The sequence below is a fragment of the Parahoeflea olei genome (genome assembly GCF_001703635.1).
GTDB lineage: Bacteria > Pseudomonadota > Alphaproteobacteria > Rhizobiales > Rhizobiaceae > Hoeflea > Hoeflea olei.
In genome coordinates this window covers 18,437-29,933 of record NZ_LQZT01000020.1, presented here as the reverse complement: position 1 = coordinate 29,933, position 11,497 = coordinate 18,437, and the positions used below count along the sequence as shown (strand labels likewise).

Here is an 11,497-nt window from a genome sequence, read left to right as displayed (position 1 = left end):
ATCACAAATAAATCAATCAGGGAATTCCGAATCTGAAAAGCTGCGACACGCTTTAAGTAAAGAGTATCTGCAAAGCCTTCTGGCACGCTATTCCCAGACTGACAAACCGAAAGGTATGGTCATGATGAATCGTCTCGGCACCGTCACAAGGGGAACCCCGGCTGCGATATACGCGAACAACGTTATCGAGACAGTCAAGGTCGCAGTTGGCCAGTTTCGCAAGTTGCACAATATGGGCGGGCGCGGGATCGGAAACGTCGAGCTTGTTTTGGATCGTAATCACCACAACTGCGACCCTGAGTGCCGACAGATTATCGATTACGCGGCTGACAATGATGGCCGCTTTAAGGCTGTGGACGCGATTGTGCAGATCGACTCGGCTGCGTCGCGTTTGCTGCAACTTGCCGATGCCGTAGCCTATTCACGCATGTGGATTCACAGGGGCGAAGAGAACGCCTTGGGGCTGCAAAGAAACTACGGCATTATGGTGCTTTGAATCAGAAAAACCGCCCGAAGAGGCGGTTTTTAGGAGCGGCTTGCAACCGAACCTTTTGAGGTTCGGGTCACCGCAACGCTCGCCCTGCACGAGGCATGACGGGTCGCCGACAGTTTTCTGCCTACCGAGTATGTAGCATAGGTGGGGCTAATATTCAACCACTCCCTACTGAAAGGCCAATGCAAGGTAGGAGGTGGGTAGCTGCTAACCCACGATGACGATGTCTGCATCGGGTATAATGCAGCGCAGAAAGCCAACGACATAGGAATGCAGCAACAGTCCGCGATCGACGCTCAACACCCTGCCTCAGTTTGCGCGCAGATCGGACAGGTAAATCCGCACCGCTTCCTGCACGTGCCGGAAGCGGTCGCCGCCCAGATGCTTGCCACCAAACCATCGGGTGACCACGATGATATGATCGCGCAATCCTTCCCGCTCCAGCATCCGCAAGATCACCATGCCCGCGCCGGCCTCGCCGTCATCGTTCTTCAATGGAGCATCGCCACTCAGAAGCGCCCATGTGTTGTGGGTTGCCCTGGCGAATTTCTTCTTGCGGCACAGCGCCTTGATAAAGGCCTTGGCCTCCTCCTCGGATGCGCAGGGGCCTCCCGAGACCGCATATTTCGACCCGCGATCACTGATGACGTTGTCGAGAATACGCATGGCTTAAGGCTGGAAACCTCCCATGTTGTCGGCAAGGCGCTGCGCCACATCCGTTGGTATCTCCGCCTCGCTTCCGGCCCCGCCTTGCGGCGCAAGCATGCGACCGCCGATCAGTCCGGCCTTCCGGGCTTGGTCGGATCGCTGGAATAGAGCGCGATCTTGTTGCCCTGCGGGTCGCGCAGGTAGCCGACATAGAAATGCGCGCTGTAGGCTGCCCGGAAGCCGGGCGACCCTTCGGTGCTCCCGCCCGCGGCCAAAGCTGCGGCATGGAGCTCGCGGACCAATGTCTGGCCGGGGACTTCAAACGCCACCATGGACCCGTTGCCGTTCGAGGCGGCTTTGCCGTCATGGGGCGGCTTGACGTAGAAGTCGGGCGGTCGCGGCCCGTCGCCGGTGGCGGGGATCGCGTAGCTCAAGCCTTCGTGCGAGATTTCAAGGCCATAGCCGAGGCGCGGCAGGACGGCGGAGTAGAACCGCTCTGCCGCTGTCAGGTCATTGGCGCCGACGCTGACGTAGCCAATCATGCAACCTCTCCCTCGATCACGCGTGCGACACCCGGAGTGCCGAAAACAAAGGGTCCGGGCAGAGATCCGCGCTCAGCGTTCGGCCAAGGCCTCGAGGCCCTGGCGTTCGCGCACCAGGTTCATGAAGCGGCGGAACAGGTAGTGGCTGTCCTGCGGGCCGGGGGAGGCTTCGGGGTGGTGCTGGACCGAGAACACCGGCTTGCCGACGAGCCTCAGGCCGCAATTGGTGCCATCGAACAGCGAGACATGGGTCTGTTCGACGCCCTCGGGCAGGCTGTCGCTGTCGACCGCGAAGCCGTGGTTCATCGACACGATCTCGACCTTGCCGGTGGTGAAGTCCTTGACCGGGTGGTTGGCGCCGTGGTGGCCCTGGTGCATCTTGACCGTCTTGCCGCCGAGCGCGAGCGCCAGCATCTGGTGGCCAAGGCAGATGCCGAACACCGGAAGGCCGCTGTCGATCAGCTGCTTGATCACCGGCACCGCGTAGGCACCGGTCGCGGCCGGGTCCCCCGGGCCGTTCGACAGGAACACGCCGTCAGGCGACATCGCCAGGATATCGTCGGCGCTCATCGTTGCCGGCACCACGGTGACCTTGCAGCCGAGGCCGGCGAACAGCCTCAGAATGTTGCGCTTGACGCCGTAATCGATGGCGACGATGTGGGCGGCGGGTTCGCCGCTCTCAGAAAAGCCCTTGTCCCAGACCCAGGGGCCCTCGCTCCAGCCCGACGACTGGCCGGAGGTTGCGTCCTTGGCGAGGTCCAGGCCCTCGAGCCCGCTCCAGTCGGCCGCCAGCCGCTTGAGCGCGTCGAGATCGAAATTGCCGTCCGGGTCATGGGCGATCACGGCATTGGGGGCACCGTTCTCGCGGATCCAGGCGGTCAGCGCCCGGGTGTCGACGCCCGCCATGCCGATGATGCCGCGGGCCTTGAGCCACTGGTCGAAGTGCCGTGTCGAGCGGTAGTTCGACGGGTCGGTGATCGGGGCCTTCAGCACCGCGCCGATCGCACCGATATGCGCGGCCGGCGTCAGGTCCTCGATGTCTTCCTCATTGGCGCCGATATTGCCGATATGGGGGAAGGTGAAAGTGACGATCTGGCCGAGATAGGAGGGATCGGTGAGGATCTCCTGGTAACCGGTCAGTGCCGTGTTGAAGCAGACCTCGGCCTGTGCGTGGCCGGTGGCGCCGATGCCCTGGCCCTCGATCACCGTGCCATCGGCGAACACCAGAACGGCGGTCGGCTTCGTTTTCGTCCATGGGCTTGGGGTCATGTCCACTCCGTTGACGGCCCGGGGGCCGCTTCATGCTGCCGCGCGCCTCTTGACGTAAGGCGGCGACATTGCCATCTAACCGGCCTGAAGCACGGCGCCGGGCAGGCCCAGGCGCCAGATTGCGTCTTCCAAACGGTCATACATCGGCTGGTAAATAGAGAAGCAGCCGGCTGTGGTCAATCAGCCCCATGCCGTGGTGGCGCCAATAAATCGCTTGAACAGGATGTATCCCTGGAGGTAATCGTGTCGCTCTGCATATGCGGTCGTTTGGGGCACTTTCAGGAACTGCCGGAGATAATGTGATGATGCGGGAACGCTTTACAGAAGCCCTCAAGGATGCCATTCGCGCCAAGGATCCGCGCCGCCTGTCCACGCTGCGGCTGATTCAGGCTGCCATCAAGGATCGCGACATCGCCAATCGCGGCGCCGGCAAGGACCCGGTCAGCGATGACGAAATCCTGCAGATCCTGACCAAGATGATCAAGCAGCGCGAGGAATCCACGGCGATCTACGAGGAGAACGCCCGGCTGGAGCTTGCCCAGCAGGAAATGGATGAAATCGCCATCATCCGCCAGTTCATGCCCGAGCAGATGCCGGAGGAGAAGGTGCGCGAGGCCTGCGCCTCGGTGGTGTCGGAAACCGGCGCCTCCGGTCTTCGCGACATGGGCAAATGCATGAACGTGCTCAAGGAGCGCTATCCCGGCCAGATGGATTTTTCCAAGGCCAGCGGGGTGGTCAAGGGATTGTTGCAATAGAATGGCGGCCCGGCGGTTTCGGGCCGTCCGCTCTCCTTCCGGCAGCCGGCAGTGCACAGGCGCGCATATAGTCCTTGTACATCAACTGCTTGCGTTTGCCGTTTCGATTTTCCCCCATAAAGTGTATGACGTGGCCGAAACGTGATTCGGCCACCTGGGCTTTCCAGATCGTGCAAAGGACAGGTCATGGGACCGGCTTTAGCCAGAAAAACCAGATCCCGTCAGCGCTGCTGGCGGCGCTCGCCTTGCCGCACGGATTCGGGTGACACGTCCGGTCCGGAACCGTCAGGTATCTGATCCATGGCCGCTATTGCCCCCGTTTCGGCCCTCAGGACCCATCCCTTTGAACCCATCGCCGGTATCCGCACCATCTTCGATGCGATGCAGGTGCTGCGCAAGACCAGCACGGACTACGGGTTTCGCTGTTTCATGGTCATCACGCTGCCCACGAAGATATCGGAGGGGAGCGAGACGATCGCCGGCATGTCCGTGGTCTCGAGCTGGCCGCCGGAGATGATTGCGGAATACGACCGGCTGGAACTGGCGCGCAACAGTCCCGTTCTCGAGCGGTTGCGCAAGCAGATCACGCCACTGGTCTTCGAGGTCGGCGAGATCAGTCGCATCCGCCCCGAGCAGGAAAGCGAGACCGCCACCGGGCTGTTTCGCCGCTACGACCTGACGATGGGGGTCTATTTCCCGGTGCGCGATTGCCAGGGCCTCGGCCATGCGGTCTCCTTCATGGGGGACCGGAAGCCGCTCGGCGCGGAGGAACTGGCGGTGCTGGCGCTGTTCTCGACACTGCTGATCGAACGGATCACGTCGATTTCGGCCTCCGACACGGCGGTGAAGTCCGTGCTCAGCGGACGCGAGACCGAAATCCTGCGATGGACCGCCGAGGGCAAGACCAGCTCGGAAATCGCCCGCATCACCGGCCTTTCCGAGCATACGGTCAATCACTACGCCACCATCGCCACCCAGAAGCTCGGCTGCTCGAACCGCACCCAGGCCGTGGTCCATGCCATACGCATGGGCCTGCTCAGATAGCGAGTGCGGGAGCCGGGCGGCCCATGCTGCTCAGTTCGAGGTCCTGCTGGCGCGCGTGCACGGGATTGAGCGTGCGCTGTGCCCGCCAGCTGTCGAAGTCTTCGCGCTTCAGGGGCCTCGAGAAGTAGAAGCCCTGAATTTCGTCGCATCCGAGTTGCACGGCGGCCGCGACCTGCGCCGGCGTTTCCGTTCCCTCCATGACCACGCGGCAGCCGAGGGTCTTGCCGAGCTGGATGATCGTGCGGGCCACCTCGCGGGTGTTGCCGTCGGTCTCGATGCCGGCCACGAAGGACCGGTCGATCTTCAGGATGTCGAATTTCATGCCGATCAGTTGCACCAGATTGGAGTAGCCGGTGCCGAAATCGTCGATGGCGATGCGCACGCCCGCGGCGCGCAGCGTGGCGATCTGGCTTGCCACCCCTGCCACGTCGGTGGTGGCCAGCGTCTCGGTGATCTCGATGGTGACGAGCCGGGCCGGGCAGCCATGCGCGCCAAGCCGGGCGATCACCATCTCGGCAAACTCTGGCGCGCGGAGCTGCTCGATCGACACATTGATCGACACTTCGGTGGGCTCGCCGGCCGTGAACCAGGCGGCGCATTGGGCGATCGCCTGGTCGAGCACGATCATGCCGATCTCACCGATCAGACCCGACAGTTCCGCGACCGGGATGAATTCGCCGGGGCCGACAACGCCGCGTTGCGGGTGGTTGAGGCGGACCAGTGCCTCCGCGCCCGCGACCGCCCAGTCGCTGGTGCTGATCTTGGGCTGGTAGTAGACCTCGAACCCGCTCTCGACGATGGCGGCCCGCAAGTAGTGCTCGATGGTTTCGCGGGCCTTGATCGCCTCAAGCATCTCCGGGCGAAACGAGGCGGTGCGGTTTTCGCCCCCGAGCGGTCGCGTCGCGGTGCAGGCGATCGCAGCGTAATGCTTGACCGTCAGGGCGGCGTTGGAATCATCGGGATACCGGGCGATGCCGATGGCGATCCTGGGGCGGAACTGGCGCTGCCTGTCCATGCCCGCCACCGCCGCGTGCAGCCGCTCGGCCAGAGCCATGGCCGCTTGCGGATCGCTGAGGCCCGGCACCGCCAGCACCAGCTCGGAGCCGCCGAACCGGGCAAGGACCGGCTTGCTGGCATCGTTGCCGGCGGCGTTGCGCAGGTTCTCCTCCGGTGACTTGCAGGGCGAGGCATCGATCAGGCAGTGGGCAATGTTGGTCAGCACCTTGTCGGCCCAGGGGTGGCCGAGGTGGTCGCTCACCCTGCGCAGGTCCAGAATGTCGATGAAGAACACGCTCCCATGGGCCGTGGCTCCGTTCGCATCGCGGATCCCGACCTGCCGTTCGAGCAGGGTCTGGAGCCGGTAGCGATTGGGCAGGCCGGTGATCAGGTCGTGATTGGCGATCTGGCGGATTTCGGCGGTGGAGATGCGCAGCTGCTCGACGGTTCGCTTGAGGCTGGCGGACAGGATGCCGATCTCGGAACCGGAGGCCACCGGAATATCGACGTCGAGATCGCCCTTCTGGATGCGCTGCGCCAAGACCGTGAGTTCCCGGATTGGCTGAACCATCCTTCGGGCTATGGCGGTGATCAGCAGCATTGCGGCCAGCACGCCGGCCACCGTCAGGATCAGATGCAGGGTCATGGCGAAAGGGCCGTGCCGGTGGACCAGCGGTTCGACGAGCACGGCGACGCTCAGCGCCGCGAGAATCATGAAAACAAGTGCAAGCTGGCCGCGGATCGAAGTGATGCGGCTATAGGCAGGAGGGGTTTGGTCGTTCATGTCTACCGTTCCGGAAGGCGGACCGGTCGGGGGCGATCTGCATTCGGCTGTCAAGATTGATCGCATGCGTCTGCGCGCGAGATCGCAACCGGCCGAGGCGTCTCGGACATATCGCGTCGAGCCAATTGATATCGCGCGCACCTTAAAATCATGTGTCGCTAATACATAAAATCTTATGGGGCTGTAACATGCCGGCGAGGCCCATGCCGGACGGCTTCCCGCCAGTGGCGAGCCCGCACGGGTCTTGCATGAGCGGAGCCGATGCGGGTATGTCCGGAGCCTGGGCGGCCGGGATCAGAACGGGGCGCCTTTGGCCTTTGCCTGATGCCATCCCCATGCCTATATAGGCGCCATCTTCAACCAGATTGCCAGCTCAGCCGGAGGCGCGCCGAACTTGCGGTTTTCCCCGTCCTTTCTTGACGAAATTCGCGACCGGGTTCCGATCTCGGACGTGATCGGCCGTCACGTGACCTGGGATCGCAAGAAGACCAACACCTCGCGCGGCGACTGGTGGGCCTGTTGCCCGTTCCATGGCGAAAAATCCCCGAGCTTTCACTGCGAGGACCGCAAGGGGCGCTATCACTGCTTCGGCTGCGGCGTGTCCGGCGATCATTTCCGGTTCCTGACCGAACTCGAGAGCCTGAGCTTTCCGGAGGCCGTGCAGCGCGTGGCGGACATGGCCGGCGTGGCGCTGCCCGCGCCCGATCCGGTGGCCGAAAAGCGGGAGCGCAAACGGGCGAGCCTTGAGGACGTGATGGAAATGGCGGCCTCGTTCTTCGAGGCCGAGCTGCAGGGCGCGCGCGGCGCCAAGGCGCGGGCCTATCTGCGCGACCGCGGGCTGTCGGCCCGCACCATCGCCGCCTTCCGGCTCGGCTACAGCCCCGACAGCCGCAGCGCGCTCAAGGAGCACCTGGCTGCGCACGGTGTCGACAAGGAGCAGATCGAGGCCTGCGGGCTGGTGGTGCACGGGCCGGAGATTCCGGTCTCCTACGACCGGTTCCGCGACCGCGTGATGTTCCCGATCCTGTCGTCGCGCGAACGGGTGATCGCCTTCGGCGGACGGGCGCTGGCGCCGGGGGTGCCGGCGAAATACCTCAATTCCAATGAGACCGAGCTCTTCCACAAGGGCAATGTGCTCTACAATTTCGCCCGCGCCCGCCGGGCCTGCGGCCAGGACGGCACGCTGATCGTGGTCGAGGGCTACATGGACGTGATCGCGCTCGCGCAAGCGGGCATCGACACCGCGATCGCGCCGCTCGGCACGGCACTCACCGAGAACCAGCTCAAGCTTGCCTGGCGGGTGACGCCGCAGCCGGTCCTGTGTTTCGACGGCGACGAGGCGGGCCAGCGCGCCGCCAACCGCACGGTCGACCTCGCCTTGCCGCTGATCGGTCCCGGCCGGACGCTCCGCATCGCGGTGCTGCCGCCGGGCAAGGACCCCGACGACCTGGTGCGCCAGGACGGGCGCGAGCCGTTCGATCAGCTGATCGCGGCGGCGCGGCCGCTCGCCGACATGGTCTGGTCGCGCGAAGTGGGCGGCGGCGTGTTCGAAACGCCCGAAAGCCGCGCCGAACTCGAGGTGCGGCTCAGGCAGGCGACTTCGCTGATCGCCGACGAGAGCCTGCGCCGGCACTACCAGCAGGACATGCGCGACCGGATGCAGGCCTATTTCGGCACCGGCTTCCAGGCGCGGGGCGCGGGCAAGCCGGGGCGCGGCAATTTCCGCCAGGACGGCGAGGGCGGGCGTGGCGGCGCGCGTCCCACCGGGGGCGCGAGCCAGGCGGTGGCGGTGTCGGAGCGGCTGGCGCGCTCAGGCCTGGTGCGCGGCCACGGCGAACTGCCTTCGCTGCGCGAAACGGTGCTGGTGATGACCATCGTCAACCATCCGCAGATGCTGCATGACGAATTCGATGAGCTTGCGGCCCTCGAATTCGACGACAAGCAGTTGATGCGGGTGATGCAGGTGATGCTCGATGCCGCCTCGGCCGGCGGCCGGCTCGACCGGGAGCGGCTGGTCGAGGCGCTGCAGGCGGACGGGCAGGGGGATTTCATCGCCCGGCTCGAAAGCCAGATTCGCAATTCGCGCATCTGGACGGCGACCGAAGCGGCTGCGGCCGAGGATGCGCGCGAGGGCTATCAGCAGGCGCTGGCGCTGCACAAGCGCACCCGTGCGCTCAAATGGCAAAGGGCGGAGCTCGAACGCGACATCGCCGAGGCCACCGAGGCCGGCGACGGCGAAGCCATCCCCGGCCTGATCCTGGCGCTGCGCGAGGTTCAGCTCGAAGTCGCCCGGCTCGAAAACCAGGAGGCCATCATCGACGGCTTCGGAGTCCTGTCCGGCCGAATCAAGGGCGGGCGCGGCAGCACCGGCTAGAAGCGCGCCCGCGTGGCGGGTTGTGGCGGTGAATCAGTGCGCGGGGCCTTGTGAAACCTGCCGCGCCCCCTACATAGGGGCATTATGCAGAGGAACCGACCATACGGGCGAGGCGCGCTATTTGCCGGATCAGCGCGGATTTTGCCCGTTAAGCCTTGACGGATAGGTTTTTTGTGGGAATCACCTGTTGATAACAAACATGCGCGACCAGGTGGCTCGGGGGCGGGCGCCGTCTGCGCGGATTTTTCGCAAATGGAAACGCCGCGAGACGACATGGCCAGCGTGGTTAACAGGGAATTAGGCAAACATACGCCACAACAAGCCGGGTGATTCGCCAAAGCCGTCTGCCTCATGGGCGGGCGTCACGCGCCAGTATCTGGCGCCGAGCACATGTCAACCGAATGAAATCCGGGGAAAGTGACTGCCCATGGCAAGCAAGGTAAAAGAAGCAGCCGACGATACCGAGAACGAACGCGACGCCAGCGGTCCGGATGGGCCGTTGCTCGATCTTTCGGACGACGCTGTCAAGAAGATGATCAAGACCTCGAAAAAACGGGGTTACGTGACCATGGACGAGCTCAACGCCGTGCTGCCCTCGGAGGAAGTCACCTCCGAGCAGATCGAGGACATCCTCGCCATGCTCTCGGATATGGGCATCAATGTGGTCGAGGAAGACGAGGCCGGCGAGGACAAGGACGTCGACGACGATTCCGAAGGCGATGATGCGAGCGAAGGCGGGGAAATCACCACCGCCACCGGCTCGGCCGTCGCCACCACCAAGAAAAAGGAACCGACCGACCGCACCGACGACCCCGTCCGGATGTATCTGCGCGAGATGGGCTCGGTCGAGCTTCTGTCGCGCGAGGGCGAAATCGCCATTGCCAAGCGCATCGAGGCCGGCCGCGAGACCATGATCGCCGGGCTGTGCGAAAGCCCGCTCACCTTCCAGGCGATCATCATCTGGCGCGAGGAATTGAACGAGGGCGCCACGCTCTTGCGCGAGATCATCGATCTCGAAACCACCTATTCCGGTCCCGAGGCCAAGGCTGCGCCGCAGTTCCAGAGCCCCGAAAAGATCGAGGCCGACCGCAAGGTGGCCGAGGAAAAGGAAAAGGTCCGCGCCGAGAAGGCCGCTTCCGACGACGTCACCAATGTCGGCGGCGAGGGCCAGACCTTCGAGGAAGAGGACGAGGACGACGACGAGAACAATCTCTCGCTCGCGGCGATGGAGGCCGAACTCCGCCCGCAGGTGATGGAAACCCTCGACCTGATCGCCGAGACCTACAAGAAGCTCCGCAAGCTGCAGGACCAGCAGGTGGAAGCGCGCCTGGCCGCCACCGGCACGCTGTCGCCGGCGCAGGAGCGCCGCTACAAGGAGCTCAAGGACCAGCTGATCACCGCGGTGAAATCGCTGTCGCTCAACCAGAACCGCATCGACAGCCTGGTCGAGCAGCTCTACGACATCAACAAGCGCCTTGTGCAGAACGAGGGGCGGTTGCTCAGGCTCGCCGAAAGCTATGGCGTGAAGCGCGACGACTTCCTGGTGCAGTATTCGGGCGCCGAACTCGACCCGAACTGGATGAAGTCGATCGCCAACCTGTCGGCCAAGGGCTGGAAGGAATTCGCCAAGTCCGAAACCAACGCGATCCGTGACATCCGCGCCGAGATCCAGTTCCTCGCCACCGAAACCGGGATCTCGATTTCCGAGTTCCGCCGCATCGTGCAGATGGTGCAGAAGGGCGAGCGCGAATCCCGTATCGCCAAGAAGGAAATGGTCGAGGCCAACCTGCGCCTGGTGATCTCGATCGCCAAGAAATACACCAACCGCGGCCTGCAGTTCCTGGACCTGATCCAGGAAGGCAATATCGGCCTGATGAAGGCGGTGGACAAGTTCGAGTACCGCCGCGGCTACAAGTTCTCGACCTATGCCACCTGGTGGATAAGGCAGGCGATCACCCGCTCGATCGCCGACCAGGCCCGCACCATCCGCATTCCGGTGCACATGATCGAGACGATCAACAAGATCGTGCGCACGAGCCGGCAGATGCTTCACGAGATCGGCCGCGAGCCGACCCCGGAAGAGCTCGCCGAAAAGCTCGCCATGCCGCTCGAGAAGGTGCGCAAGGTGCTGAAGATCGCCAAGGAGCCGATCTCGCTCGAAACCCCCGTGGGCGACGAGGAGGATTCGCACCTCGGCGATTTCATCGAGGACAAGAACGCGGTGCTGCCGATCGACGCGGCGATCCAGGCGAACCTGCGTGAAACCACCACCCGCGTGCTCGCCTCGCTCACGCCTCGCGAGGAACGCGTGCTGCGCATGCGCTTTGGCATCGGCATGAACACCGACCACACGCTCGAGGAAGTCGGCCAGCAGTTCTCGGTCACCCGCGAACGAATCCGCCAGATCGAAGCCAAGGCACTCAGAAAGCTGAAGCACCCGAGCCGCTCGCGGAAGCTCAGGAGCTTCCTGGATAGCTGATGGATCCCTCTCTCCCTTGGAGGGAGAGAAAGCGATTTCAACGGCTTAGCCGGCCCGTCGGGTCGGCTAAACGTTAGAAATCGCAAGTGAGGGGGAAGCCCCAACACAAGAAC

Annotated in this window: 9 protein-coding genes; 5 read left to right on the top strand and 4 right to left on the bottom strand. The window is 63.9% G+C overall.

All coding sequences use genetic code 11. From position 1 onward, the window contains the following. Positions 1 to 496, top strand: a 496-nt coding sequence (locus AWJ14_RS22430; RefSeq protein ID WP_171904876.1) for a DUF3800 domain-containing protein, incomplete at its 5' end; no start/stop codon positions are given. Between the two features lie 306 nt (positions 497 to 802). Here the strand turns inward: AWJ14_RS22430 and AWJ14_RS12820 are convergent. From AWJ14_RS12820 to carA, 3 genes are all read right to left on the bottom strand, one after another. Beyond that, the gene (locus AWJ14_RS12820) at positions 803 to 1,159 is read right to left on the bottom strand and encodes a YigZ family protein (protein WP_066179664.1); all 357 of its coding nucleotides are present in this window, start codon (positions 1,157 to 1,159) and stop codon (positions 803 to 805) included. 110 nt (positions 1,160 to 1,269) lie between these two features. Further along, entirely contained in the window at positions 1,270 to 1,683 is a 414-nt protein-coding gene (locus tag AWJ14_RS12815) for a VOC family protein (protein WP_066179661.1), read from the bottom strand. Between the two features lie 72 nt (positions 1,684 to 1,755). Beyond that, on the bottom strand, positions 1,756 to 2,952 hold the full coding sequence (carA, locus tag AWJ14_RS12810) for a glutamine-hydrolyzing carbamoyl-phosphate synthase small subunit (RefSeq protein ID WP_066179655.1): 1,197 nt from the start codon (positions 2,950 to 2,952) through the stop codon (positions 1,756 to 1,758). A 305-nt stretch (positions 2,953 to 3,257) separates the two neighbouring features. Between carA and AWJ14_RS12805 the strand changes: the two genes are divergently transcribed. Together AWJ14_RS12805 and AWJ14_RS12800 are read left to right on the top strand one after the other, a co-directional pair. Continuing rightward, a complete protein-coding gene (locus AWJ14_RS12805; RefSeq protein ID WP_139112639.1) occupies positions 3,258 to 3,707 on the top strand; it encodes a GatB/YqeY domain-containing protein in 450 nt (149 codons plus the stop codon). 300 nt (positions 3,708 to 4,007) lie between these two features. Beyond that, a complete protein-coding gene (locus AWJ14_RS12800) occupies positions 4,008 to 4,751 on the top strand; it encodes a helix-turn-helix transcriptional regulator (RefSeq protein WP_066179649.1) in 744 nt (247 codons plus the stop codon). On the opposite strand, the gene AWJ14_RS12795 is transcribed toward AWJ14_RS12800, so the two are convergent. Beyond that, positions 4,744 to 6,531: a putative bifunctional diguanylate cyclase/phosphodiesterase gene (locus AWJ14_RS12795; protein ID WP_066179647.1), complete on the bottom strand. Its 1,788-nt coding sequence runs from the start codon at positions 6,529 to 6,531 to the stop codon at positions 4,744 to 4,746. The two genes, AWJ14_RS12800 and AWJ14_RS12795, sit on opposite strands and share 8 nt — an antisense overlap. A 394-nt stretch (positions 6,532 to 6,925) precedes the next feature. Here AWJ14_RS12795 and dnaG point away from each other — a divergent pair, with 394 nt between their 5' ends. Both dnaG and rpoD read left to right on the top strand, forming a co-directional pair. After that, entirely contained in the window at positions 6,926 to 8,905 is a 1,980-nt protein-coding gene (gene dnaG / locus AWJ14_RS12790) for a DNA primase (protein ID WP_066179643.1), read from the top strand. 427 nt (positions 8,906 to 9,332) lie between these two features. Beyond that, complete coding sequence (rpoD, locus tag AWJ14_RS12785; protein WP_066179640.1) at positions 9,333 to 11,384, top strand: RNA polymerase sigma factor RpoD; 2,052 nt, start codon at positions 9,333 to 9,335, stop codon at positions 11,382 to 11,384. The last annotated feature ends 113 nt before the right edge of the window (positions 11,385 to 11,497 follow it).

Excerpts from the sequence above, each read along its gene's own strand:
- AWJ14_RS12820 (WP_066179664.1), bottom strand. The coding sequence starts at position 1,159 with ATGCGTATTCTCGACAACGTCATCAGTGATCGCGGGTCGAAATATGCG.
- AWJ14_RS12815 (WP_066179661.1), bottom strand. The coding sequence starts at position 1,683 with ATGATTGGCTACGTCAGCGTCGGCGCCAATGACCTGACAGCGGCAGAG.
- carA (WP_066179655.1), bottom strand. The coding sequence starts at position 2,952 with ATGACCCCAAGCCCATGGACGAAAACGAAGCCGACCGCCGTTCTGGTG.
- AWJ14_RS12805 (WP_139112639.1), top strand. The coding sequence starts at position 3,258 with ATGCGGGAACGCTTTACAGAAGCCCTCAAGGATGCCATTCGCGCCAAG.
- AWJ14_RS12800 (WP_066179649.1), top strand. The coding sequence starts at position 4,008 with ATGGCCGCTATTGCCCCCGTTTCGGCCCTCAGGACCCATCCCTTTGAA.
- AWJ14_RS12795 (WP_066179647.1), bottom strand. The coding sequence starts at position 6,531 with ATGAACGACCAAACCCCTCCTGCCTATAGCCGCATCACTTCGATCCGC.
- rpoD (WP_066179640.1), top strand. The coding sequence starts at position 9,333 with ATGGCAAGCAAGGTAAAAGAAGCAGCCGACGATACCGAGAACGAACGC.